28 protein-coding genes and 1 pseudogene are annotated in these 24,080 nt (G+C 52.6%); 14 read left to right on the top strand and 15 right to left on the bottom strand.

From position 1 onward, the window contains the following. The first annotated feature begins 199 nt into the window (after nucleotides 1-199). Nucleotides 200-1,894 (top strand): thiamine pyrophosphate-binding protein, encoded by a 1,695-nt coding sequence (locus HMPREF3142_RS04415; protein ID WP_038422496.1) that lies wholly within the window; start codon nucleotides 200-202, stop codon nucleotides 1,892-1,894. On the opposite strand, the gene HMPREF3142_RS04410 is transcribed toward HMPREF3142_RS04415, so the two are convergent. The 3 genes from HMPREF3142_RS04410 to HMPREF3142_RS04400 all read right to left on the bottom strand — a co-directional run bounded on the left by HMPREF3142_RS04410 (nucleotide 1,891) and on the right by HMPREF3142_RS04400 (nucleotide 4,196). After that, nucleotides 1,891-2,811, bottom strand: a complete 921-nt coding sequence (locus HMPREF3142_RS04410) for a LysR family transcriptional regulator (RefSeq protein ID WP_046619676.1) — start codon at nucleotides 2,809-2,811, stop codon at nucleotides 1,891-1,893. The genes HMPREF3142_RS04415 and HMPREF3142_RS04410 overlap by 4 nt on opposite strands. Nucleotides 2,812-2,878: 67 nt before the next feature. Then, a complete protein-coding gene (locus HMPREF3142_RS04405) occupies nucleotides 2,879-3,511 on the bottom strand; it encodes a histidine phosphatase family protein (protein WP_070611672.1) in 633 nt (210 codons plus the stop codon). A 280-nt stretch (nucleotides 3,512-3,791) separates the two neighbouring features. Beyond that, complete coding sequence (locus HMPREF3142_RS04400; RefSeq protein WP_023297568.1) at nucleotides 3,792-4,196, bottom strand: carboxymuconolactone decarboxylase family protein; 405 nt, start codon at nucleotides 4,194-4,196, stop codon at nucleotides 3,792-3,794. 101 nt (nucleotides 4,197-4,297) lie between these two features. Here HMPREF3142_RS04400 and HMPREF3142_RS04395 point away from each other — a divergent pair, with 101 nt between their 5' ends. Together HMPREF3142_RS04395 and HMPREF3142_RS28930 are read left to right on the top strand one after the other, a co-directional pair. Next, nucleotides 4,298-5,209 (top strand): LysR family transcriptional regulator, encoded by a 912-nt coding sequence (locus HMPREF3142_RS04395; protein WP_012541810.1) that lies wholly within the window; start codon nucleotides 4,298-4,300, stop codon nucleotides 5,207-5,209. Nucleotides 5,210-5,480: 271 nt separating this feature from the next. Beyond that, nucleotides 5,481-5,876, top strand: a complete 396-nt coding sequence (locus HMPREF3142_RS28930) for a hypothetical protein (RefSeq protein WP_141751815.1) — start codon at nucleotides 5,481-5,483, stop codon at nucleotides 5,874-5,876. 11 nt (nucleotides 5,877-5,887) lie between these two features. Here the strand turns inward: HMPREF3142_RS28930 and HMPREF3142_RS28925 are convergent, their stop codons facing one another. Next, a complete protein-coding gene (locus HMPREF3142_RS28925; RefSeq protein ID WP_124038053.1) occupies nucleotides 5,888-6,097 on the bottom strand; it encodes a hypothetical protein in 210 nt (69 codons plus the stop codon). 158 nt (nucleotides 6,098-6,255) lie between these two features. Between HMPREF3142_RS28925 and HMPREF3142_RS04390 the strand changes: the two genes are divergently transcribed. From HMPREF3142_RS04390 to HMPREF3142_RS04380, 3 genes are all read left to right on the top strand, one after another. Further along, on the top strand, nucleotides 6,256-6,837 hold the full coding sequence (locus tag HMPREF3142_RS04390) for a cytochrome b/b6 domain-containing protein (RefSeq protein ID WP_023297569.1): 582 nt from the start codon (nucleotides 6,256-6,258) through the stop codon (nucleotides 6,835-6,837). Nucleotides 6,838-6,890: 53 nt separating this feature from the next. Then, nucleotides 6,891-7,580, top strand: coding sequence for a VIT1/CCC1 transporter family protein (locus tag HMPREF3142_RS04385; RefSeq protein WP_012541806.1), 690 nt, complete (start codon nucleotides 6,891-6,893; stop codon nucleotides 7,578-7,580). A 144-nt stretch (nucleotides 7,581-7,724) separates the two neighbouring features. Beyond that, on the top strand, nucleotides 7,725-8,312 hold the full coding sequence (locus HMPREF3142_RS04380; protein WP_023297570.1) for a LysE family translocator: 588 nt from the start codon (nucleotides 7,725-7,727) through the stop codon (nucleotides 8,310-8,312). A gap of 10 nt (nucleotides 8,313-8,322) precedes the next feature. On the opposite strand, the gene HMPREF3142_RS04375 is transcribed toward HMPREF3142_RS04380, so the two are convergent. Continuing rightward, the gene (locus tag HMPREF3142_RS04375) at nucleotides 8,323-9,216 is read right to left on the bottom strand and encodes a LysR family transcriptional regulator (RefSeq protein ID WP_023297571.1); all 894 of its coding nucleotides are present in this window, start codon (nucleotides 9,214-9,216) and stop codon (nucleotides 8,323-8,325) included. Between the two features lie 219 nt (nucleotides 9,217-9,435). On the opposite strand from HMPREF3142_RS04375, the gene HMPREF3142_RS04370 reads away from it, so the two are divergent. Both HMPREF3142_RS04370 and HMPREF3142_RS30175 read left to right on the top strand, forming a co-directional pair. Next, complete coding sequence (locus HMPREF3142_RS04370) at nucleotides 9,436-9,981, top strand: GNAT family N-acetyltransferase (RefSeq protein WP_023297572.1); 546 nt, start codon at nucleotides 9,436-9,438, stop codon at nucleotides 9,979-9,981. Between the two features lie 348 nt (nucleotides 9,982-10,329). Further along, nucleotides 10,330-10,452, top strand: a complete 123-nt coding sequence (locus tag HMPREF3142_RS30175) for a small membrane protein (protein ID WP_012541799.1) — start codon at nucleotides 10,330-10,332, stop codon at nucleotides 10,450-10,452. On the opposite strand, the gene HMPREF3142_RS04365 is transcribed toward HMPREF3142_RS30175, so the two are convergent. Together HMPREF3142_RS04365 and HMPREF3142_RS30110 are read right to left on the bottom strand one after the other, a co-directional pair. Further along, on the bottom strand, nucleotides 10,449-11,078 hold the full coding sequence (locus HMPREF3142_RS04365; RefSeq protein ID WP_040968488.1) for a helix-turn-helix transcriptional regulator: 630 nt from the start codon (nucleotides 11,076-11,078) through the stop codon (nucleotides 10,449-10,451). The two genes, HMPREF3142_RS30175 and HMPREF3142_RS04365, sit on opposite strands and share 4 nt — an antisense overlap. Before the next feature lie 428 nt (nucleotides 11,079-11,506). After that, complete coding sequence (locus tag HMPREF3142_RS30110; RefSeq protein ID WP_272481883.1) at nucleotides 11,507-11,602, bottom strand: YnaM/YnfT family protein; 96 nt, start codon at nucleotides 11,600-11,602, stop codon at nucleotides 11,507-11,509. Between HMPREF3142_RS30110 and HMPREF3142_RS29255 the strand changes: the two are divergent. The 3 genes and pseudogenes from HMPREF3142_RS29255 to HMPREF3142_RS04355 all read left to right on the top strand — a co-directional run. Then, nucleotides 11,562-11,654 (top strand): annotated as a pseudogene (locus HMPREF3142_RS29255) (hypothetical protein); the annotation flags it as partial. The gene HMPREF3142_RS30110 and the pseudogene HMPREF3142_RS29255 sit on opposite strands and share 41 nt — an antisense overlap. A gap of 453 nt (nucleotides 11,655-12,107) precedes the next feature. Continuing rightward, nucleotides 12,108-12,581, top strand: a complete 474-nt coding sequence (locus tag HMPREF3142_RS04360) for an Hsp20 family protein (protein WP_012968287.1) — start codon at nucleotides 12,108-12,110, stop codon at nucleotides 12,579-12,581. Nucleotides 12,582-12,748: 167 nt separating this feature from the next. After that, nucleotides 12,749-13,261, top strand: a complete 513-nt coding sequence (locus tag HMPREF3142_RS04355; protein ID WP_032739867.1) for a 2-oxo-tetronate isomerase — start codon at nucleotides 12,749-12,751, stop codon at nucleotides 13,259-13,261. 20 nt (nucleotides 13,262-13,281) lie between these two features. Here HMPREF3142_RS04355 and HMPREF3142_RS04350 read toward each other — a convergent pair whose 3' ends face one another. Next, a complete protein-coding gene (locus tag HMPREF3142_RS04350) occupies nucleotides 13,282-14,499 on the bottom strand; it encodes a diguanylate phosphodiesterase (protein WP_016160979.1) in 1,218 nt (405 codons plus the stop codon). Between the two features lie 339 nt (nucleotides 14,500-14,838). Here HMPREF3142_RS04350 and HMPREF3142_RS27370 point away from each other — a divergent pair, with 339 nt between their 5' ends. Then, nucleotides 14,839-15,021, top strand: coding sequence for a small membrane protein (locus HMPREF3142_RS27370; RefSeq protein ID WP_071599416.1), 183 nt, complete (start codon nucleotides 14,839-14,841; stop codon nucleotides 15,019-15,021). A 28-nt stretch (nucleotides 15,022-15,049) separates the two neighbouring features. On the opposite strand, the gene kbvR is transcribed toward HMPREF3142_RS27370, so the two are convergent. Next, the gene (kbvR, locus tag HMPREF3142_RS04345; RefSeq protein ID WP_008804989.1) at nucleotides 15,050-15,661 is read right to left on the bottom strand and encodes a LuxR family transcriptional regulator KbvR; all 612 of its coding nucleotides are present in this window, start codon (nucleotides 15,659-15,661) and stop codon (nucleotides 15,050-15,052) included. A 310-nt stretch (nucleotides 15,662-15,971) separates the two neighbouring features. Here kbvR and HMPREF3142_RS04340 point away from each other — a divergent pair, with 310 nt between their 5' ends. Continuing rightward, a complete protein-coding gene (locus HMPREF3142_RS04340; RefSeq protein WP_070611670.1) occupies nucleotides 15,972-16,871 on the top strand; it encodes a helix-turn-helix domain-containing protein in 900 nt (299 codons plus the stop codon). A gap of 48 nt (nucleotides 16,872-16,919) precedes the next feature. Here HMPREF3142_RS04340 and HMPREF3142_RS04335 read toward each other — a convergent pair whose 3' ends face one another. The 5 genes from HMPREF3142_RS04335 to ltnD are packed head-to-tail and all read right to left on the bottom strand — an operon-like array spanning nucleotide 16,920 to nucleotide 21,921. Beyond that, nucleotides 16,920-18,284 carry a GntP family transporter gene (locus HMPREF3142_RS04335; protein WP_008804987.1) on the bottom strand — a complete coding sequence of 455 codons (1,365 nt, stop codon included), beginning with the start codon at nucleotides 18,282-18,284 and terminating at the stop codon, nucleotides 16,920-16,922. A gap of 57 nt (nucleotides 18,285-18,341) precedes the next feature. Further along, a complete protein-coding gene (locus HMPREF3142_RS04330) occupies nucleotides 18,342-19,124 on the bottom strand; it encodes an HPr family phosphocarrier protein (protein ID WP_022065599.1) in 783 nt (260 codons plus the stop codon). A 4-nt stretch (nucleotides 19,125-19,128) separates the two neighbouring features. After that, on the bottom strand, nucleotides 19,129-19,749 hold the full coding sequence (locus tag HMPREF3142_RS04325; protein ID WP_012541792.1) for a 3-oxo-tetronate 4-phosphate decarboxylase: 621 nt from the start codon (nucleotides 19,747-19,749) through the stop codon (nucleotides 19,129-19,131). After that, nucleotides 19,742-21,007, bottom strand: a complete 1,266-nt coding sequence (otnK, locus tag HMPREF3142_RS04320) for a 3-oxo-tetronate kinase (protein ID WP_070611668.1) — start codon at nucleotides 21,005-21,007, stop codon at nucleotides 19,742-19,744. Before otnK ends, HMPREF3142_RS04325 begins: the two co-directional genes overlap by 8 nt. Nucleotides 21,008-21,018: 11 nt before the next feature. Beyond that, a complete protein-coding gene (ltnD, locus tag HMPREF3142_RS04315; protein ID WP_070611665.1) occupies nucleotides 21,019-21,921 on the bottom strand; it encodes an L-threonate dehydrogenase in 903 nt (300 codons plus the stop codon). Nucleotides 21,922-22,181: 260 nt separating this feature from the next. Between ltnD and HMPREF3142_RS04310 the strand changes: the two genes are divergently transcribed. Next, complete coding sequence (locus HMPREF3142_RS04310) at nucleotides 22,182-22,943, top strand: DeoR/GlpR family DNA-binding transcription regulator (RefSeq protein WP_008804982.1); 762 nt, start codon at nucleotides 22,182-22,184, stop codon at nucleotides 22,941-22,943. 17 nt (nucleotides 22,944-22,960) lie between these two features. On the opposite strand, the gene HMPREF3142_RS04305 is transcribed toward HMPREF3142_RS04310, so the two are convergent. Next, nucleotides 22,961-23,821: a class A beta-lactamase LEN-17 gene (locus HMPREF3142_RS04305; RefSeq protein WP_039103359.1), complete on the bottom strand. Its 861-nt coding sequence runs from the start codon at nucleotides 23,819-23,821 to the stop codon at nucleotides 22,961-22,963. Nucleotides 23,822-24,080 lie beyond the last annotated feature (259 nt).

Here is a 24,080-nt window from a genome sequence, read left to right as displayed (position 1 = left end):
TCCTGTGCAAACGGAGCGTGGAGCCAGCGCTTCGACGCAGAACACGTTACATCTCCTGGCGGACAGCGCATGACTTCCCATACCTAAAAGGGTATGGCTGGGCATCAATATAGTATTGGAAAGGGTGTTATGCCTGTTATTAAGATTGAATCACCCGCCAGACAGGGCGAAGGAATACGCAGACAGAGGTGATCAGTCTATGAGTAATGCAATAACTAAAGTCCAGAATGCCAATGCACGCCGCGGCGGTGATGTATTGTTAGAAGTTCTGGAAAGTGAAGGGGTGGAATATGTGTTTGGTAATCCGGGTACCACCGAACTGCCGTTTATGGATGCACTGTTAAGAAAACCGTCAATTCAGTACGTGTTAGCTCTGCAGGAAGCGAGTGCAGTCGCCATGGCGGACGGTTATGCGCAGGCAGCAAAAAAACCAGGCTTTCTGAATCTGCATACTGCCGGTGGTTTAGGCCACGGCATGGGAAACCTGTTGAATGCAAAATGCTCACAGACACCGCTGGTGGTGACGGCGGGGCAGCAGGATTCACGCCACACGACAACCGACCCATTATTGTTGGGTGATCTGGTCGGTATGGGTAAAACGTTCGCGAAATGGTCGCAGGAGGTTACCCACGTTGATCAGCTACCGGTATTAGTTCGTCGGGCCTTCCACGATTCTGACGCTGCACCGAAAGGCTCCGTTTTCCTGTCGCTTCCGATGGATGTGATGGAGGCGATGAGCGCTATCGGCATCGGCGCGCCTTCTACTATCGACCGCAATGCAGTCGCGGGTTCGTTACCTTTGCTGGCGAGTAAGCTGGCGGCATTTACTCCGGGTAACGTCGCACTGATTGCCGGCGACGAAATCTATCAAAGTGAAGCGGCCAATGAGGTTGTTGCTCTTGCTGAGATGCTTGCCGCTGACGTGTACGGTTCAACATGGCCGAACCGGATCCCCTACCCAACAGCACACCCTCTCTGGCGGGGCAATCTGTCCACGAAAGCGACGGAAATTAACCGAGCATTAAGCCAGTACGATGCTATTTTTGCCCTTGGTGGTAAGTCGCTTATCACTATTCTTTATACCGAAGGTCAGGCAGTGCCGGAGCAGTGCAAAGTGTTCCAGTTATCAGCCGATGCGGGCGACCTGGGACGCACCTACAGTAGTGAACTCTCAGTGGTTGGCGATATTAAATCATCGTTAAAGGTGCTACTTCCTGAACTGGAGAAAGCCACGGCAAACCATCGCCGTGATTATCAACGCCGTTTTGAAAAGGCGATTAATGAGTTTAAATTGAGCAAAGAAAGTCTGCTCGGGCAGGTTCAGGAACAACAATCTGCTACGGTAATTACGCCGCTGGTGGCGGCGTTTGAGGCAGCAAGGGCGATCGGACCAGATGTGGCCATTGTTGACGAGGCGATTGCCACCAGCGGCTCGCTTCGCAAGTCTCTCAACAGTCACCGCGCGGATCAATATGCCTTTTTACGCGGCGGTGGCCTGGGATGGGGGATGCCCGCGGCGGTGGGCTATTCACTCGGTTTGGGAAAAGCGCCTGTGGTGTGTTTTGTGGGAGACGGCGCGGCGATGTACTCCCCTCAGGCTCTCTGGACGGCCGCACATGAAAAACTGCCAGTCACCTTTATTGTCATGAATAATACGGAATATAACGTATTGAAAAACTTCATGCGTTCTCAGGCGGATTATACGTCGGCCCAAACAGATCGCTTCATCGCAATGGATTTGGTTAATCCGGCAGTGGATTATCAGGCACTGGGTGCATCGATGGGGCTGGAGACCCGAAAAGTTATCCGTGCCGGCGATATCGCCCCGGCCGTTGAGGCCGCACTGGCGAGTGGCAAGCCTAACGTGATCGAAATCATCATCAGTAAAAGTTAATCGTTAATCCGTCCGGCCTGTGCCGCATCCAGTTTATCCCTGATACTGCGGCACAGGTTCACAAAACCCGGTAAAGCCGGATTAGTGTTCTTTGCCGACCACATCAGCATATTCTCCACCATATTCGGATTTTCCAGCTTCCGGTAAACCACACCGCGTAATTGAGCATTCTCCATACTGGCGGGAATAAGCGCGACACCAACACCATGGGCCACAAAATTCATCACAGTCTGCTGCACGGAGGCTTCCAGACCTATTTGCGGACTAAATCCAGCTTTGAGGCACTGATGAAGGATGGAATCATAGAGCATCGGAGCGCTCTCGCGCGGAACCGTGATGAACGGGTCATCACAGAGTGATTCAAGCCTGAAATGCTCGTGTTGAACCTGGGGGTGGTTGGCAGGAAGGGCGGCAATGAGCGGCTCACGCAAGAGCACCAGTGAATGAATCCCCGGCGTGGCCGTCTCGGAGAAGCTGATTGCCGCGTCCAATCTGCCATCCTGTAATGCGGCGTGTAAATCAGAGGGGACCCTCTCCTGAAAATGCAATTCCACGTCGGAACAGGTATTCCTGTGCTGCATCGCAACATGCGGCACAACGCTATAGCTGGCATACATTGTTGCGCCTAATTTCAGAACCCCTTTCTGCCCTGATTCTATTGCCCGTACGTTATTACAGGCCTGCTCCAGCATTGCCAGCATCGCGCGGCAGTCCAGCAGAAATTGCTCCCCGGCAAGGGTTAAACTGACCCCTTTTGCGGCCCGGTTAAATAGCTTTGCACCGAGGATAGTTTCCAGCTGGGCTATTTGCCGGCTTAAGGGAGGCTGCGAAATATTAAGTTTACTGGCGGCTTTGCCAATGTTTCCGGTTTCAGCAACAGTGCAAAAGTTAATCAACTGATTAAGGGTTGGTTTCATAAGCATTCCTGAAGCGGGTTCATACCTTCCAGGGTATCACTTGTTTGCCGCAGAGGGGCATATGAAATTAAGCGTTCTGGCGTTCGAGTTGAAGCAGGTGTGTGGCAATTCCCCATCTGATTGCCAGGCATTTCCCATCCCGGAAATCGAACACCGAGTAACTTGCATTAGGGTGAGCGTACCGCGAAAAGTTATCAATAGTCCCTTCTTTAAGCACCGCCAGCACGCCCTGGCTGACTTGCCCGTGCGTGACAATACAGATGCGCTGATGTTCTGTGGCTTCTGGTAGGTTGTGTATGAAACCTGTTACTCGTCGGGTTGCTTGTGCTAATGACTCTCCTTGTGGTGGGCAATACTCGGCATCATGTGTGAATAACGCATGCGCATCGTGGGGACGTTGTTGCAGGAGCTGTGACGTTAACATACCTTCGAACTGGCCAAAGGCCTGTTCTTTGAGGGCCGGCTCAGCTATCAATGGGCAACGAAAACGGTCAGCCAGGCGCTGTCCCATTTGCCAGGCACGACCAAGCGGAGACGTGTAAACGTAGTCTACCCGGTAATCACTCGCTGCAAACGCGGCAAGTAAAGCTGATGTTTGGCGCTCCCCGCGGGGGGTTAACGCACTGTCATTCTGTCCCTGAATTATTCCTTTTATATTCCACTCTGTTTCCGCGTGTCGAACAAGTATCACTTGCATCATTAAATGGCCATGTATGTTGTTGATTTAAATTCTACCGTTTAGACAAATCCCTTTAATAAGTGGGATTTTTAGCACTGGACGAAGACAGATTCTGCCTCCCCGCTTGACAGTATGTAGTGATGAGATACCGTCTCTGAAATCGAGTTAGCCATCCCATTCCCTTAATCAGTGACGCCTGGTTAGGAATGTGCTGCAGACAATCCAAAAAACGTGCCAGGCAATGACCCGAGCCAGCACGCTTGTCAAATGGGATGGCTAGAATGGCAAACAGCGATTGTCTTCAGGACATTTTCGCTTCGACGTTTAACTCAGCATTTATAATATCGCGTATATTGACGAGTGCATTGCGCACCGCGGCGCCTCCTGCATAAAAAAGTAATTGCAGGACAACCTCGATGATTTCTTCTCTGGTTGCCCCTGCATTTAGCGCTGCCTGAGCGTGTGCCCTCAATTGTGGAACCGTATGACCCAGAGTGACGCAGGAAGCAATGACAACCAGCTCCCGCGTTTTAGCATCCAGCCCCGGGCGTGCAAGGATGCCTCCCATAGCCCATTCGATCGAGATATCAGTAAAATCAGGGCACAAATCGGCCATGTCCTTTCGTAGTTCTTCTCCTGCGCCATTTCCATACAGCTCATTAAACAATCTCATTCCTCGCTCACGGAGCTCTGTATTGGTCATCATTTTTAACCCTCCTGCACTAAGTGAAAACAGATTAAAACCCGCTGGTGAAATTTGATAAACAGCGTTATGTTTTTATCTTTAACAAGCCAGGCTTGATAATAGTGAATAAACTGGAAAGTATGGCGGTGTTTGTCCGCGTCGTGGACAGGGGCAGCTTTAGCGCTGTTGCTGAAGAGATGCGAATCAGCGGAACCATGGTTGGGCTGCATATCAAAGCGTTAGAGGAACATCTCGGCGTTCGCTTACTTAATCGCACAACGCGTCGGCAAAGTCTGACCGATTTTGGTCAGGTTTATTATCAGAGTTGCCGCCGGATATTAGCTGATATTGAAGATAGCGAGTCACAGGCATTTGCTCTTCACCAGAAGCCACGTGGAAAACTGAGAGTAGGTTGCCCAGTCTCCTTTGGTGTCCATGCGCTTTCGCCTGTTACTGCTCAGTTTCTTATTGAATGGACTGATATGGCAGTAGACCTGGTGCTGAGCGATAAATCGATGGATATGGCAGATGAAGGTTTAGATGTCATGATTAAGATTGGTGAGCTCCTGCATGTTAATACACTTGTTGCCCGTCCGATAGCGCCATATCGCTCAGTCATGTGTGCATCTCCGGCCTATATAAAACGGGCAGGGGAACCCATAACACCTGAAGAGTTATGCCATCATCGATGTCTTGGGTTTGCCCATCCCATTGCAGCGAATGAATGGACACTTCAGAGGGAAGGCAAACCTGTCAGAGCTCCGGTAAACATCACGATGACCTGTAACAATGGGGAAGCATTGCGAAGGGCAGCATTGAATGGATTGGGAATTATTATGCAACCCGAGATCCTGTTGGCTGAAGATTTGCAACATGGCCGACTGCTGCCTCTGATGTCTGAATTTCAACCATTAGCTAAGCCAGTGCATATATTGACCTTTGCAAACCGTCAACAGTTACCAAAAATCCGTTTATACGTTGATTTTTTATTGAAAAATTTCAGTGCATCACTCTACGCATTGAACCTTGAATAAATAATGAATTGTACGCGGCTACGGCTGACCGAATGCCGCATCGGTGGCAGAGAGGCACCATCTGACGTTGATAATACGTAATAATTCGCCTTTGTCCCGAACGTGCGTCCCTTTTTAATCTTGACTTTGCATAAGATTGCTCGGTATGTTTCTCATCGTAGTGTATTATGCCAGATAAAAAAAGCCGTCTTAGCGTGGGTTATATCGTTAAAATGATATATTCGCGCTAATGATTTTTATCCAGGGAAGCAATGAATAAGGAAGTGCGCGAGTGTCTGATTGGAATATTATTGTGCTGTCTCTATTTTCAGCGACGTACCTGCCTTTGTTCTGGTTCGTAGGCATGCGGATAGCCTCTGAGGACATTCTCAGAAAGAGTAAATTTTACGAAGTGGATCCAAATGTTTTAGTCCCTGGATGGGCGAAGACATGCACGACGGTATTCTGTGTTTTGCACTACTGCCTGTTCATCATTCCGCTGACTATGATTGACTGGTTACATGGCTTGGCTGCATTTGGCGCAGGAATTCTGTTGCTTGTGTTTCTCCCTTTATGCAGGAAAAGCTATATGCCTGTTTTTAAAGCACACGCTGTGTGCGTTCACAGGAGGGACCCTTCAACAGGACGATTATTAATTCGTGTGTTGAAGGCTAAGTCTTTTGGTTGAAAATGGTCTGTTTAGCCTTTATTCATATTACGTAAGTCTTCTGGCAAACCAGGTCCTTCTGGTAACCAACCCAGATGAGTCTGGGTAGCTTTGCCTGAAGCACCAGGATCAACATGAGCCAGTGCCAAACGAACCACGATAATGTTTACCCATTGAGGCAGCGTCTTCTTCTGTCGCTCCACGAGGAAATAAGGCGGAGGAGACAGGCGCATCAGTTTCACGAGTAAGTCCATGGATGCTATTAGCTGCTGAGATAGCCGGTATGGTTTGCCTTTTATTCATACATCATTCAGTGCACTTCAACATCAAGGCGTTAAGGTTGCGTTAACAAACAGAAGCAATACTGATGTGGCCGATCCCCTTATAAAATGGCCAAATGATGAACGAACAACTTCGCAATGCGCTTCCGCACAAAGACACCCCTTTTTTCCGCATGCTGCATATTATTGTCGCCACCCTGATTCTGCTGCAGATCATTAGCTCTAATCTCACCGAAAGTGAGGCGCTTCGCGACGTAACTCTGACCGGGGCCGTGACATGGTTTCATGTTATCTCTGGATTCGCGCTGATGGTTCTTGGTGTAGTGATGCTGGTATGGATGCTTAAACAACGTGGGTTTCGTTACTATTTTGCCTGGTCGTCCCTTGATTTTCGCGGTGTAGTTGAAGACATTAAAATGCTAATGACATTTCGTCTTCCTGAAGCACATGCCGGTGGCATAGCGGCGATGATCCAGGGGCTTGGCGTACTTGCTTTGTTGGCGGTCGCACTCTGTGGAGGGCTCTGGTTTGTACTGGACACCGCGCCAGGGACGTCAACGGCGCTGGCAGAAGCGGTCCTGCATTTGCATAAATTTCTGACGGTGTTCATTGAAACCTATTTCTGGGCACATGGTGCGATGGGATTGCTGCATATCTTCCTCACCTTTCGCAGTCAAAAGAAACATCCCGTTGTTGGATAAGGTTCTGGTCTCTCGCTAATCCCGATGAGAGTGCGTATTAAAAGGAAAAAGGCATGCATCTTGAACGACACAGCATTGAAAGCGTCGGTTGGTTAAGGGCGGCGGTACTCGGGGCGAATGACGGGATTGTCTCAACCGCCAGCCTGGTGCTCGGCGTGGCGTCTGCAAATACCAGCCCTTCGGGCGTGTTGCTGGCCGGTGTCGCCGGGCTGGTTGCTGGCGCCATGTCGATGGCAACAGGGGAATATGTTTCGGTATCATCCCAGGCGGATACGGAAACCGCCGCGCTTGCCGAGGAAAAAAGTGAGCTGGACGCAGATTATCAGGGAGAGGTACGGGAGCTGACGTCTCTTTATATCCAACGCGGAGTGGAGCCTGCGCTTGCCCGCCAGGTTGCAGAGCAACTGATGGCTAAAGATGCCCTCGAGGCCCATGCCCGCGAAGAGTTGGGATTAACGGATACTCATTCTGCGCGACCTTTGCAGGCGGCCATTTTTTCGGCCGTGAGTTTTTCAGCCGGGGCGGGGTTACCCTTGATCGTTGCAGTGCTATCGCCAGCAAAACTGACTGTTATCGCGATTTTCCTATCCACTCTCTGTTCACTGGCTGCTCTTGGCTATTTCTCTTCCGTGGTGAGTAACGCACCGCCTGTCAGAGCTATCAGCAGAATTACGTTCTGGAGCACGCTGGCCATGCTTTTTTCGATGGGGATTGGGCGCATAGCCGGGCAGGTACTGCTGTAAAATTGCTAAATTATCAAACACACCTTTAGAGAATGAGCTATTTAATCTAACGTCCATATCGGGGTAGTCTTTAAATATAGCGAAATAACTTGTTATATAAATCTCGCTACAACGATATCTTTCATTGGCAACGTGGACGAAAAAATGGTTTTGATGGCTACTATGTTTCTGTATTCTCTGGCTCTGTCGTTTTCGCCCGGGCCAGTCAATATGGTCATTATCTCTTCAGGTGTTATGCATGGCTTTAGAAAAACATTCGCCTTCGTATCCGGTGCGACTCTGGGTTTCACCCTGTTGCTTATCTTTGTTAGTTTTGGGTTATACACAGTCATTGCCTCGCACCCATCATTTTTCAAATACCTGAATGTTCTCGGCTCGATTTTTATACTGTATCAGGGCTATAAAATTGCCACATCACAACCTGATTGGTCATTAAAAAAGGGAAATGCACCCGGATTTGTTCAGGGAGTGTTAATGCAATGGTTCAACCCAAAAGCCTGGGCTGCCTGTACCTCTGGAACTACCTTGTTTTCTGAGCCATCAACCAGTCTGCCCCTAATACTGTTCATTATTATTTACTTTTTTATCTGTTATATCTCATTATCAATTTGGGCAATCTTCGGTGATAAAATGTCAACATTTCTTCAGGGAAGGGCACAAATGCGTATCTTTAATTTATTGATGGGCGGGGTTTTATGCGTTATCGCATGTTATATGCTTTACCCACAATGATTTTAACTGTTCAAAGCTTATGTTGTTCCATAGCGTTATAAATGTAATTAATTAGTTTATAGGCGGCGCTGCTGGTTGATATATTGGCGGGCCAAATGGCATAAACTTTTAGCGGCTCTAATGACCAGTCAGGAAGTACTTCATGCATCTCCCCGAGTTTAACATCATTTTCGCAGAGGAAACGGGGAGGTACGGCAAGCCCTATGTTCTGTTTGGCAAGGACATAGGCAGCTTCAATGTTATCAACGCATACCATAGGAGCATACTTAATGACCGCCAGTTCGCCGTTTTTATGCCTGAACTCTCGGATGTTCTCTCTCATTGTTAACCCAATCCACGGCAGGGATCCCAGCTCAACGGGATGCTTAATGGGTTGGTGCTGCATGAGCAAGTCCTTAGACGCCACCAGTTGTCGTGGTAGAACAAATAGGTGTCTTGCTTTGAGTGAACTGTCCGGGAGTTCGCCAATACGGAAGGCGACATCAATGCTATCGGCGATGATGTCCTCGCGCAGATCACTATAAGAAATACTCAGGGAAATATCCGGGTTTTCTTTGATAAAATTCGCCAGATGGCGGGTGAATGGACCGTTTAAAAAAACAGCAGGGAGGGAAATGTGCAGCTTGCCAACGGTAGAGATAGAGCGTTGTTTAAATTCAATGACGCCCTTTTCATACAGCTCCAGCATCGATCTGGCGGTCTCCAGCAAACTGATGCCATCCTGGGTTAGAGAAATCTTCCGCGTATTTCTGTACAGCAAGGCGCTATTGAGGTTTTTCTCAAGTCTGGATAAATGTGTGCTTGCTGTTGCGGTCGTCAGGCCTAACGCTGCGGCGCCACCTGAGATAGAACCTCGTTCTACAATTTTGGCAAATACTATCAGGTAGCGGATGTCATCGATCATTTACAGTCCTGTGTTCACTCAGTAATGCTGGGCGTGGAGCCAGCAAAAGCGTTAATCCATCATAGAATTAACATATCCTATTTTCATCATCGGCAGCATAATTTTTCAAATGCTTCTCAACGCTGGCTAACCGGTTTCCCGGTATGGAGATTTGTGCTTCAATGGGCAGGCAGAAATCCTCGAAGCATCATCGGTAATATTCCCCGTCAGGAGGTAAGTTTGCACATTGATACCCATCGTTTGCATCTTCGCCCGGTCATGGCTTCCGATGTCGACGATCTGTACCGAATTTATGGCGATCCCGCGACCAATACCTTCAACCCCGCAGGACCGTACCCGAATATAGACTATGCGGAAGTCGTCCTGCGGCGCTGGCTCGCGCACTGGCAAACGCACGGATTCGGAAATTGGGCAATATCAATGCGCAATACCCCTGAACACATCATTGGCTTTGGTGGCGTCAGTCTACGCAGTTATAACGATGTCACCATTAACAATCTTGGATATCGGTTTTCTACTGAGGCATGGGGAAAAGGACTGGCCACCGAGTTTGCGATTGGCGCGATGAGATATGGTTTCGAGGTGCTTAAACTTGCGGAGATGTCAGCGGTTGTCCGGGCTAACCATCTGGCTTCGCAGAAAGTTCTCGAGAAAGCCGGGATGAGGTACATTAACGATATTGCTGATATAAAAGATGCGCCGCCAAGCCTGCTTTATTCATTGACGTTAAACGAGTGGTTAAGCCAGATCAGTGACTGTACATAACGTTTAGGTTAACCCTGGCGACGGTTAATGACGCGGTCGCCTTGGGGGTCTTTCCGGCAAAACCTGCTGGCTTGCCCACGAAGATACTCTTAGACATCCGCCCCCAATTTTATGCTGGTATTATGGGAGTAACCGCTGCGCGTCACGCCCGGTTTACCCCGTGCAGCGATGTGCTTTTTATTAGCTAAATGCGCGCGTAATAATAAAAATAATTTCTTCAGCTTTATTCATTTTCAGAATTATCGCACAAGGTCTTACCTTAATCTGAAATGGCTGAGGGATAGTTGTTTTTGAAAACTTATACCCCGTATTATTTGATAATCATCTTTATCTCTGAAAAGGTCGTGTATGAGTAATTTTCTGCTATTAGCCCTGGCGGTGGTGTTATTGTTAACATCATTATTTTGTGGTCTGTCATATGTTAAAGACAGAAGGAAGCTTAAGATGCGTTTTAACAAAACCCGGCGTTAATGGGTTGCTATTGAGGATAGCGCAAGAGCGATGGCCGAGAATCGCGCCAGCTCTTGCTTAGTATCAATCTGGAATTTTTTCATGATGTTTATTTTGTGTGAAAAAACCGTCTTATGGCTGATGCCCAGCTCTTGCGCTATCTGTTGATTGTTCATTCCCGTTTTTATCGCATCGATAATATAAAGCTGCGATTTGGTCAATGTTAGTCGCGGGCATTTAAGGCAGCGTCTGCTGTCTTTTTCCGCCACCCCAGAGACGGGTTTACTTAATGCCGTCAGACGGTTTGCAATTTGCTTTTTAATGCTGCGGAGATCGGCGTTGATACTGATAAAACAGGCATCACGCAGACAAAGCGGCAAACGGTCAACCCGGGCACAGCTGTCGCTGGGGACAAAAACAAAGACAGGCGTCTGTTGCGGTATCTTCTTGAAGTACGGGTGACACAGGTAATGTTCACCGGTTTCCATTTCCGTAAAAAGCACATCAGTCTGGCTAATGATGTCAGATGAATATTCGTGAAGGGAAAAGGGCGTACAGATATTTTCTTCGATTGCGATCTCGATCAGTAGCTCGCAAATTCCCCGTTTCAGATAAATATTTTCAGTGTTAATTAAAAAATCAGGCATAGTGATGTTGAACGCGAAATGGATTAAGGTTGATAAAATTCTTTGAAGCAAATTTGTTTTGCGAATATGGGCTTAGGATATTTCTAATAACAAACAAAAGCAATAAGTCCAAAATTGGACTTATTGCTGTGCGGATGATATAAGATTTTTAAAATCAGTGAGTTACGTATATGAGTCGCATAGAAGTTGTCGGCAATTTGGCACAAACTGCTTAAATTGCTTATATTGCATGCGTTAATTCTGGTCTCAAATATATTAATCAAAGTAATTTATTCACTGTGTGAATTGCTATTTCAAAAATACGTTGTGCAGGCGCGGATCCTCGATGAGATCGCGCCTGAGCGAAGCCAGGAGTTGTCTTTGACAAAAAGGGAGCGAGGTATTGTCCCGCCGCTGCGGAGGGTGAACAGCAACGGCGTACAAAAGAATCAGTTATCGGGGTTGTTGGAAATGCCTTTCCAGACCATCCCCAGGCCGAGCAACATCGACGCGAAGAGGGCGAACAGGGTGGTGGAGATAAAAATACCGGTCATGGTGGTGCCTCAGAAAGTGCGTATGCAGGTTATTAGGCACGGGACGGCGAGAAAGGTTCCTTGCAGGGCTGACTATTTTTCCGTCAGGGTTTGCCGGCTGATGCCAGCAAGGTAATGGCTTGTCAGCGCGCCTCGGGCGGCGGAGCGAGCCGCTGGTGAGGAACGCGCTTATCACTGCAGTCGTAAAGGGCAAAACGGACGGTGGGGATGGTGGCGCGGTCCGGGCGTTGACATCCTTTTGAACAAGTTATATATACATGTCGCTTCTGTTTATTGAATGTTAAACAGCATCAGTTATGGGACTCAGAAGCGCCACTGCCCCCGCCGTCGGGCGGGGGCCACTCTGCCACCCGGCCTGGTTATTTTTTCCTGTGGCGAGTGATAAAAAATTTTATTTTCGCTCTTGAAAAATGCACTGCAGATATTATTTTATATAGCGGACAAGCAATGCTTGCCTTTATGTTGAGCTTTTGAATGGATATTCAGGAGGTTAATTATGGCACTCAAAACCTTGTCAGCACTCCCTGTTTTCGCTGATTCTCTTTTTGCCGATCGTTTCAATCGCATTGACCGTCTTTTCAGCCAGTTAACTGGCGATACGCCGGTGGGCGCCTTGCCGGCCTATGATTTGCAGAAAATAGATGACAGTAATTTCCTGCTCAGCGTCAGCGTGCCCGGCTGGAAAGATGAGGAACTGGAAATAGAGACCGTCGGCGGTAATCTGCATATTACCGGCAAACGTGCAGAAACTGATTCCGGGACCGACGGTAGCCAGCGCTGGATATATAAAGGCATCCGCCGCGCTGATTTCCAGCTGAGTTTCTCGCTTCCTGAACATGCCCAGATTAATCAGGCACAGCTGGATAGTGGGATCTTAAAGGTGACTATCCATCAGGAGATCCCGGAAAGCGAAAAACCGCGCAAAATTGCCATTGAGAGTCACGGCCGGGTGATTGAACACAAGGTCTGATTCGGCGACAGTTCAGACGAGTATTCGCTAAGGCCCGCGCAGCGGGCCTTTATTTTTCCACCCGAACTGACGCGATCGGTCTACTGCCGACGAGAGAAATCGATATGCTATTCTTTTAACTGGCGCGATGCTGCTGTTATTCCTTTGATATTTTGTGAGGGGTCTGAATGACAGACGAGATGAGTTACGATGCAAAACCGACCTCAGCGCTAACGGCGGAAGTGGCTCAGATGCTGGTTGCTCGGGGCTGGCGGCTAACCACGGCAGAGTCCTGCACCGGGGGCAATCTGGCGGCGGCGCTCTGTGCTCAGGCGGATACCGCGGCGTTTTATGATACCGGCGTCGTCACTTTCAGCGATGAAGCCAAACGAAACGTGCTGCAGGTTCGTGCGGAAACCCTGGCGGTACACAGCGCCGTCAGCGAAGCGTGCGTCCAGGAGATGTCGGCCGGTATTCTGGCAATGGCTGACGCCGATATCGCCATCGCCATCAGCGGCTACGCGGGACCGGAGGGCGGGGAAGATGGTACCCCCGCCGGCACGGTATGGTTTGCCTGGAATTTTCGCGGCCAGACTGAAACCAAACGGATGTGCTTTGCCGGCGACTGTGAGACCGTGGTGGCGAAAGCGGTACGATATGCCCTGGCGGCACTGAGCGAAAAGCTTGCCCACTGGCAATGACGATGCCCGGGTGCGCGTCCTTACAGGTCCGTTGCCTGGCGCGCTACCGGCCAGCAGATCTCCCCGATGCCGTTAAGGCAGGGTCGGGAAAAGAGAAATCCCTGAAACAGGCGAATGCCTACCGACTGCAGCCAGCACCACTCCTCAATGGTTTCGACGCCCTCGGCGACCACGGTGATGCCGAGATCTTCACAGCAGCGCACGACCGAGGCGACAATCGCCTGTTTGGTGCCGCTAATATGAATATCGCGCACCAGCTCCGCATCCACTTTGATTTTATCAGGCTGAAAGCGGGTCAGGAGCGACAGACCGGAGTAACCGGCGCCAAAATCGTCGATGGCCAGTTTCATGCCGGCCACGCGCAGCGCTTTGAGTACTTTGCGGAACTGGTCGAAACAGGAGATAACCTCCGTCTCAGTCACCTCGATCAAGACCTGTTCTGGCCTGAGACCTGCCGCCAGCAGGTTGTCCATCAGCCAGCCTACGGCGTCAGGATGGTTATACAGCGAGCCTGGCAGCAGGTTGACCGCCAGTTGCTGTTTGCCGAGCGGAAGGCGGGCGGCGAGAGAGAAGGCAAACGCTTTGCTCTCAAGGTCGAAACGGTAGCGATCTTCCGCTGCAATGGCGGCAAACATTTCCACGGGTGAGCCGCCGGTTGGGCTGCGGATCAGGGCTTCAAAGGAAGAGACCCGCCTTTTGGCCGGCTCGACGATGGCCTGCAGGGCGAACTGGCAGGGCTGATCCGTCAGGTTGCGCGGCGAGGCATTGCCCACTGCGGGAGTCATCGACCAGCGAGAAGGCTGCAGAGACTCGGGCAGGCAATAGCGCCCGCCGTCGGCGATAAAGGCGCTAATCAGTCTGAACATGCGGTCATTGATCGGCTCAGTTTCACCAAAGGTGCTGAAGCGCAGGATCTCTTCTACCGCAGCATCATTCTCATGATAGCGGAGATCCAACATCCGCATACCGACGTCCCGAAAACGGCGATAGGCCGAGTAGTCGCGCATCAGCTCCACCACGTCGCGATGGCGGGGGTCGCATTGTATTGCGCTGAATAACGACTCGAGGATTTCCTCATTTCCTTCCAGCACCTGGAAGAACTGCTGGCCATTAAACAGCAGAATGCCGGTTATCCCGAGGGGCATATTTTTCCCGCTGGCGCGATGAATAAGGGCGTCAAGATCGATCAGTGGCCAGGCAGGATCAACCTGGCTGCGGTAAATCAAGGTGGTTAGCATAGTCATTCCGTTCGCTGTAGCAGAGCCCGATGGCCTGTACAGAGCGAAAATAGGGAGGTAGGGCCATACCCTCAAGGAGGAGGCCAGCATTTTCTGACATTCAACCAACCGTGATGTCCGCTACGCGGAACGGGAGATTCACATGGTGATTCCCTCCACTCTACAGGGAATCGGATGTTTAGCTATCTTTTTCTCAATATCGTTGCTAAAAGACAATAACAGGCCATACATTTCTTCTAAAACTCGGGGGCGGAGACTGAACTTAGCGATTAAATAATGGCTGTCAGGAATTATCCTACCACGCTATGACGTGTTCTGGAAAAAAAGAAATGAGCTTGCATGGATAATATGAGGTCAATATTATCTACGCCAATCAAATTATTTTTATTTTTCGAGGTTGTCATGGGTGATTTGCTTATTGTTTTATGTTTGATTTTTTGCCCCATTATTTCTTTGTGGAGCGGTATTTCCTATATTAAAGAGAGGCGTAAAAGACGTTATGTCTTCCGTTCCAGAAGATAATGAGTTAGCATAATAATATTTTACGAGGTTAACGTCTGGCGAGTATCTGGACAAGATTGTTGAATTGCTGACGACTCTTTAAATGGAACTTATTCATAATGTTCTTTTTATGCGAATGGATCGTTTTGTGACTAATTTTTAGTACAGTGGCAACTTCATGCGGACTCAGGCCAATGCTGAACGCGTAGATGACTTTGGTTTGCGCGTCGCTCAATGACTTACAGGGACAATTTATGCAGCGACGCAGACGATTAAAGGGAGAGCCATGCTGTTCCGTTAAGGGGCGTTGAATTGCATGACCTATCACCTCCTTAAGAAGATGAACGGCGGTGTGCGGGTGTATAAATACCGCATGCTTAAAACAGTTGGGTAAGTGATCGATGACGGTAACCTCTTCATCATTCAGGAAAATAAAAAGTTGATAATTCTCTGTAGCGTGCTGTAAAAGTTCATGGCATAAGTACCATTCTCCCGCCACCATTTCCGTGAATATGACATCGGCTTGTGCAATCGACGCCGGCTTCCATTGCTGAGAAAACTGATAATGCGATCGCTCGCACGCCTGCATCGTTTCATTAACCAGTTCGGCAATCGCAACCCGCAGATAGTGATTTTTTATATTGAACAAAAAATTCGTCATATAACTTCCCTGTTGGGTATTAAAATGATATCAGGATAAATTAAAACATATAATGGCAATGCGCCGAATATTTTTAGACGAGATAATCTAAGGGATGTTTTACACTAATGCAATAATCGCTGGAGAAAGTGGGATAACGGCAGATGAGCATACGAAAGTTCCTAATAAACAAAACGTTAAGCATATGTCTGTTAGGGTTTTTCACTGATAATTATTTTTTTATTTTTGCCGTGCATAAAAAGCTTAGTGCTGTCCGCCGCCTGTTGTTAAAATTAGAGGAGGATAAGACTACAGGAAGTATGCGGTATCTATGAAACAGATGCTCTATTTAAAAATGCTGGCGTGGCTGGAAGATAATATCTACTGTAACCCGTCTATCGATGACCTGGCGCAGTATATGGGGTATTCGCGCCGGTTTGTCTATGAGGTGTTTTATCAGTATGGTCAGTTACCCATCGGGCAGTATATCCGGCTGCGGCGGTTGACCATCGCGGCGGTGAGTCTGCGATTAACACGGCAACCGATCGCCGCCATTGCCTGGCAGTTAAGCTATGACTCGCCGCAGACTTTTTCCCGGGAGTTTAAGAAGCGCTTCTCGCTCTCGCCACGGGAATACCGTTGCGCCGTGCACTGGGACACGGCTTTGCTGTTAAAGAAATTCGACCCGGAGGGTGAGAGCCTGCCTCAGGCCCGTTTCTGTTCACTGCCCGAGAGGGTCTATCGTGGCTCTCCAATGAAGTATGAGCTGCGCCTGTCGGATATGGTATTGCAAAGCACGTCGAAGACGGCTGTCAGACAAAAGGTTGACCGTTTTTTTACCGCCGGCGGTGGCCGTCTCTCTGTGTTATCCGATTATTATGCGGCGAGTAACAATGAGCTTAACGTCGAGGTTAACGCTTTTGTCGGTTGTCATCGGGAGCGAGGGGCGCTGCCCGCGCTGACGACGAACAGCACGTTGACGACAAGGCCTGGGCTGTATGTTGGCGTTGAATTCTATGGCAGTTGGGCGCGTTACGCCCGTTTATCCAGCGATCTGTATATGGAGTTGCTGCCAGCGCTGGGAGCAAGCCGCCGGGAGGAAGTCGACATTGAATGCTTTCTCGAGCGTCATACGGAAGGTGGGCCAGCGGCGGAAAGGCGCTATCGCGTACGCTATTTTATTCCGGTGACGCTGTCTGGTGAGGTGACAGCGCGGCCAGCGCCCGGCTAACTGACAGATGACAAATAAAGGTGGCCCGGTGGCCACCTTTCACGAATATCACAACACAAACCACAGCAGCCAGGTGATCAGAAAGCCCGTCACCCCCATGATGGTCGTCAATACGGTCCAGGTTTTTAACCCGTCCGGCACCGAGAGCCCGAGATAGCGCGTGACGACCCAGAACCCGGCATCGTTGACGTGCGATAACCCGAGCGAGCCGAAGCAAGTCGCCAGCGTTACCAACACCAGCTGAATCGGATCCAGCCCGATGACCGCCTGAGACAGCAGACCGGAGGTGGTGAGGATCGCCACGGTGGCCGATCCCTGCGAGGCCCGGAGTACCAGCGAGAGCAGGAAGGCGGCGGGCATCAGCGGCAGATGAATTGTCTCCAGCGCCTCGGCTAAGGCATTGCCGATACCGGAGGCGACCAGTACGCCGCCAAAGGCGCCGCCAGCGCCGGCGACGAGGATCACATCCGCCGAAGAGGGGATCGCGCTGCCGGTGACTTCGCCCAGCTTTTTCAGGCTCATCCGCCGACGGATGCCCAGCGTCCAGCTGGCCAATCCCAGGGAGATCAGCAGGGCGACCGGTGGGGTACCAATGACGGTCATCAGCTGGCGAACCGCGTTTTCCGGCAGCAGCAGTGCCTGACACAGCGTCCCGGAAACAATCAGCATAATGGGCACCACGATCAGTCCACCGATAACCAGCGCATTCGGCGGTGGCAGACGGGTCTGCTGCGCGTTAACGGAGAGGTCCGGCACTTCAGCTGTTTGCTGCTGTTCCAGCACGTTAATCGACAGATGATAATGGCGCCGATTGATAAACCGGGCGACAAAATAACCCACGATACCAACGACTATCGATACTCCAATCCCCGCCAGCATCAGCCAGCCCACATCGCTATGCAGAATGCCTGCCGCGGCCGCTGCGCCAGGATGGGTGGGCAGCGCGACGTGCACGGTTAACATCACTCCGGCCATCGGCAGGCCAAACTTCAGCGGCGACACGTGGGCGACTTTGCTGAAGCCGTAAATTAACGGAATGATGATGATAAAGCCGACTTCAAAAAAGACCGGCGTGCCGAGAATAAAAGCCACGATGGTTAAGGCGGCAATGGTCCGTTTTGCGCCCAGTACGCCGGTCAACGTTTTCGCCAGCGATTCGGCGCCGCCGGACATTTCAATCAGCACCCCCAGCATTGAGCCCAGAATAATAATGCTGGCGATGTGACCAAGCAGGCCGCCCATGCCTTTTTCAATGGTGGTAATAATTTTATCTGCCGGAATACCGGTGGCGAATGCCACCAGCAGGCTGACGATCAGGAGCGCCACAAAAGGATGCGCTTTCGCTTTGATCACCAACAGGAGCAACAGCACTACGCTGGCTAACGCAATAAGTAACAGCGCCGATGTCGACATAGGTTTGCCTCGGGTATTAACAGGTGTACAGAGAGTTATTTTTTTAGAAAACGGTGTTTATTTTTTCCGGTAGGGCGAGAACCACCCCAGCCCGGAAAGCGTGTCTGCTCGGGGGATATATTCGCAGCCGATCCAGCCGTCATAACCGGTTTTATCCAGTAGCGCATAGAGCCACGGATAGTTTATTTCGCCCTCATCCGGTTCATGACGGTCGGGCAGGGAGGCAATCTGAATATGGCGATACTGGCCGGCATATTCGGTAATGAGATGGCTTAAATTGCCGTCCACCTTCTGCGCGTGAAACAGATCTAACTGCACCGCGACGTTCGGCCTGTCGACCCGTTTCACCATCTCCAGCGTTTGATATTGGCTGTGGTAGAGATAGCCCGGTTTGGTCTGGGGATTCAGCGCTTCGATGAGTATCCGCTTGTCGTGGCGGGCAAAGCACTCCGCCGCGTAGCGCAGATTATCGATAAGCACGGCCTCGCAGGCTGCGCGATCCATCCCCGGCTGTACCACGCCGGCCATGATATGCACCTGCGGGCAATCCAGCTGGCAGGCATACTCCAGCGCCAGCTGGATCTGCTGGCGGGCCTCGGCGCTTCTGCCTGGCACCGCGGCGAGCCCCCATTCTCCGGCGTTGACGTCGCCGGGTGGGGTATTGAACAGCACCAGCTGCAGCTGGTTCTCCTGCAGGCGCTGTTTAATTTCTCCGGCCTCATACTCATAGGGAAACAGAAACTCCACGGCTTCAAAACCCGCGCGGGCAGCGGCGGCGAACCGGTCCAGGAACGGCAGTTCGGTAAACAGCATGGTTAAATTAGCAGCAAATTTTGGCATGGTTTTATCTCAGTTCATCCACTTCGTCAGTGGTCAGGTAGCGGATCTCACGGTTGCCGAGGGTAAATATCAGCCGCGCGGTCTCTTCCAGCTCTTCGGTATTGTTGGTGGCTTCGCGCAGCGATGAGCCGGTGACCACCGGACCGTGGTTGGCCAGTAAAAAGGCGTTATAGCGGGGCGCCAGACCGGCCAGCGCCTGGGCAATACGGTCATCGCCCGGCCGGTAGTAGGGAACCACCGGGACGTCGCCGACACGCATCACCACATAGGGGGTAAAGGGACGAATACAGTTGTGCGGATCGAGCCCCTGCAGGCAGGAGAGCGCGGTCAGATAGTGGCTGTGCAAGTGGACGATCGCCTTGCAGGCCGGGTTGTGCAAATAGACCGCCCGGTGAAAAGTGACCTCTTTCGACGGTTTGTCGCCGGAGATCCATTCACCTTGCAGCGTCACCACCGACAACCGCTGCGCCTGCAGTTCGCCGAGGCAGGAGCCGGTCGGCGTCGCCAGCAGATTGCCGTCCGGCAGCAGCAGCGACAGATTGCCGGCGGAGCCGGTGGCATAGCCGCGGCTAAACAACGAGGCGCCAATCTGCACCATTTCATCTCGCAGCTGTTGCTCAGTCATGACGAAACTCCTGCTGGGCACGGGCAAAGAAGTGGATATCGCCGAAGTTACCTGACTTCAGCGCCAGGGAGAGCGGCTGGCGAGTGTCACGCACCCAGGGCACGCCGGGGGAGATGGTCGGCCCAATATGGAACGCCTCGACCCCCAGCGTCTGCGCCACAATGCTCGATGTTTCCCCTCCGGCCACAATAAACCGGGTAAATCCTTTCGCCTTCAGGGCGGCGGCAAGGGCGGCAAACAGCTGTTCCACCCGTTCGCTGCTGGCCTTGTCGCCATACTGCGCCTGGATCCGCTGCAGCGTTTGCGGCTCGGTGGTGGCATAGATCATCGGCGCCAGCGGCGCATCGCGCTGCGCGTCCACCCAGTCAGTCAGCGTCCTGACGTAGCTCTCCAGATCGGTAAAACAGGCGCTTAAGTCGACGGCGCGGGCGGGGGCCTGTTCACGATAGGCCGCCACCTGGCTGTTGGTCATCACCGAGCAGGAGCCCGAGAGCACCACCGCCGGGCCGGTCAGCGGCATGCCTGCCTGAGCGCTTTCACCCCTGGCGCCATGACGCTGTGCCCAGTCGCGGGCGAGGCCGATGGCGAGACCGGAACCGCCGGAGACCAGCTTCATCTCTCGCAGCGCCACGCCCTGGGTGAGCAAATCCTGTTCACTGAGGGCGTCGAGCACCACATAGCGCACCGCCGGATCGCTGATTGTCGCCAGCGCGGTGGCGACCGCCTCCGGCCCCTGGTCGACGATCGGCCAGGCAATCAGCGCGGCTTTTCCGCGCCCCTGGCGCTCAATCAAGCGGCCCAGGTGCGCATCCTCCATCGGCGTCACCGGATGGTGGCGCATCCCGGACTCATTCAGCAGTTGCTCGCCGACAAACAGATACCCCTGATAGACCGTGCGGCCGTTCACCGGCAGCGCCGGGGAAATCACCGTCCGCGTCTCACCCAGCTCGGCCAGCAGGGCATCCAGCACCGGGCCAATGTTGCCCTCCGCAGTGCTGTCGAACGTGGAACAGTACTTGAAGTAGAATTGCTGACAGCCCTGGGCCTGCAGCCAGCGCAGCGCGGCCAGCGACTGGCTGACGGCGCTTTCCGCCGGGCAGGAGCGGGTTTTCAGGCTGATGACCACCGCCTCGCTGGTCAGCGGAAGATCGCGGGTCGGCACGCCATTCAGTTGCACCGTCGGCATGCCGTTGCGCACGAGGAAGCTGGCGATATCCGTGGCGCCGGTGAAGTCATCGGCAATGACACCAAGCTGCATGTTATCTCTCCTCACTGTTTGTGGCCCGGCAGGGTGATGCCGTTGAAAATCTTGATCACCGCGCTGTCATCTTCCCGGCCGAATCCGGCATTGCTGGCGGAGGTGAACATATTTAGCGCGGTGGTGGCGAGCGGCAGCGGGAAGGTCAGCGCCCGGGCGGTGTCATTCACCAGACCGAGATCTTTGACAAAAATATCGACGGCGGATTTTGGCGAGTAATCGCCATCCAGGACGTGCTGCATGCGATTCTCAAACATCCAGGAATTACCCGCCGCGTGCGTCACCACGTCATACATCGTCTCCAGCGGGATCCCGGCGCGGGCGGCAAGCGCCATCGCTTCGGCGGCAACAGCGATATGCACCCCAGCCAGCAGCTGATGAATAATCTTTACCGTCGAGCCAAGGCCGATGTCGCTGCCGATGCGGTAGACTTTGCCGGCCACGGCGTCCAGTACCGGCGCGAGGTGGGCAAAGGCGGCATCGCTTCCGGAGGCCATCACCGTCATGTCGCCAGCGGCCGCTTTCACTGCGCCGCCCGATACCGGCGCGTCAAGCATCAATAGCTGGTATTCCGCCAGCGCCACGGCTATCGCCTGGGCATCGGCGGAGGCGATGGTGGACGACACCATCACGACGGTGCCGGGCTTCAGATGGGCGGCGAGGCCGGTTTCGCCGAACAGGATCCCCCGCACCTGGGCGGCATTGACCACCAGCAAGACGACCGCATCCAGGTCAGCGGCGAAAGGCACCGCGCTGGGGCCCGCGCCTTTGGCGCCCGCCGCCAGCAGTGCGCGACAGTTGTCGGGGTTGATGTCAACGCCCCAGGTGTTCAGGCCCGCCTGCAGGCAGGCGCGGGCGGCGCCCATGCCCATTGAACCCAGTCCAATCACGCAGACGTTAGTGTGTGCAGCCATGATGGTCTCCTTGTGAATATTCGTTAATTAATGTGATTTAATGATAGAATAAAGCGTTATCATGTGAATTTATGTGAGAGCTATCACGAATAACCTACATGAATATAAAAAATTCACAGGCGGAAAGAGGCTGCACAACGGCGATTCTTGCCCTAAAATAGCGTAAAAACAGCGGCAAAGCGCGATAACAACACAGGGTGTCGCCAGGTCCGCAGCCCGAGTGGTGACGCCTGGTGTGAAAAAATGGTAAGGGGAGAGCGGTGATTCCAATAGAACGACATCAGCGTATTTTAGCCCTGGTGGAGCAGCGTGGGGCGGTAAGCATCAATGAGCTGACGGAGATCCTCGGCGTGTCCCATATGACCATCCGTCGGGACGTCAGTAAACTGGAGGAACAGGGGCTGCTGGTCAGCGTCTCAGGCGGCGTGCGCGCCGTCAGCAGGCTGGCCACGGAACCCAGTCATCTGGTGAAAAGCACGCTGCAGAGCGAGGAGAAACAGGCGATTGGCGCGCTGGCGGCGAGTCACATCGCCAAAAACAGCTGTATCTATCTCGATGCCGGGACCACTACCCTGGCGCTGGCGCGGGCGATCCTCGACCGGGATGATCTGCAGGTGGTGACCAATGATTTTGAGATAACCCAACTGCTGATCGATGCCAGCCAGTGCGGCGTGATCCACACCGGCGGCACGCTGTGCCGGGAGAATCGCTCCTGCGTGGGCGAATCGGCGGCGCGAACGTTACGCCACCTGGCTATCGATACGGCCTTTATCTCCGCCAGCGGCTGGGACAGCCGCGGTATTTTCACCCCTGATGAGAACAAGGTTACCGTCAAGGAGACCGTCAGCCAGGTCAGCGCGAGAAGCATCCTGCTGTGCGACAGTTCGAAATACAATCAGGTGGCCACGTTTATGGCGTTACCCTTGACCCGGTTCACCACTATTATTACCGATCGGCATCTGTCCGATGCCGCCGCCAGTCATATCGCCCGGCACGCCTGCGAGGTGCTGCGGGCCGGCTAACGCACGGTACCGCCGGGTTAGCGTTGCCAGTGCTCGATCAGCGCTGCGCCGATCCCGGCGATATGTTGATTACGCTCGGCCATGCTCGCCGGGGTATCCCGCAGATAGATCACCACAATGCGCTCCGGTTTGCCGTCCGGGCCGAGCAGGGCGACAATGCCGCGCGCACCCCGTTCGCCAGCCCCGGTCTTGTCGGCGATAAACCAGCCCGGCGGCAGCACGGCGCGGATCAGCGGGCCGGCAACCCGATCGTCCACCATCCACTGCAGGAGTTGCTGTTGCGAACGGGCGCTCAGATGCTGCGCGGTCAGTAGTTTGCGCAGCGTGGCGGCCATGCTGGCCGGGGTGGTGGTGTCGCGTGCGTCGCCGGGAAGCGCCTCATTCAGTGCCGTTTCCCAGCGGTCAAGACGGGTGACGTTGTCACCGATCTGGCGCAGAAAGGCAGTTAATCCCGCGGGGCCGCCGACGGTGGCCAGCAGCAGATTGCCAGCACTGTTATCGCTCAGGGTGATGGCGGCGGCGCAGAGTTCGCCGACCGTCATCCCGTCGGTAAGGTGTTTTTCGCTGACCGGGGAGTAGTCCACCAGATCCTGCTGGCGGTAGTGGATCCGCCGATCCAGTTGTTCGACCCCTGCATCCACCCGCGCCAGCACCGCGCCGCACAGCAGCACTTTAAAGGTGCTCACCATGGGAAAGCGTTCATCGGCGCGCCAGGCGGCCAGCGTGCGGCCGCTGGCCAGATCCATTTCCACCATCCCCACGCGGCCCGACAGCTGGCTTTCGCTTTGTTTAATCTGCTCAAGCGGCTGTGGACCGGCGTCTACCGCCAGTGGCAGGGTGGCTAACAGGGAGATAACACACAGGCGAACATAACGCATAACCGCAATACTTCCTTGAGTGAGGGCCGATAAAGGCGAGCAAAGGAGCGACAAATAAGAATAACCCGGCGTTTTGCTGATTCACAATTCCTCTTTTTTCCTTCATCATTTGTCATCTTTTATTTCGAATAATCAATATTTAGCCCAGCCTCAGCACGCTATTTTTTGACTCAAGGCCGCGATGAACTATAAGAAAGTACGTAATGCCGCACTCAGGCTGGCGCCGTTTGTTGACGACAATGCCCGCCGGACTCCGCGG

Origin of the sequence: Klebsiella sp. HMSC16C06 (genome assembly GCF_001808325.1) — a bacterium.
Classification (GTDB): domain Bacteria; phylum Pseudomonadota; class Gammaproteobacteria; order Enterobacterales; family Enterobacteriaceae; genus Klebsiella; species Klebsiella variicola.
The sequence above is the reverse complement of the archived record's forward strand: the minus strand, read 5'-3'. Positions and strand labels throughout refer to the sequence as shown.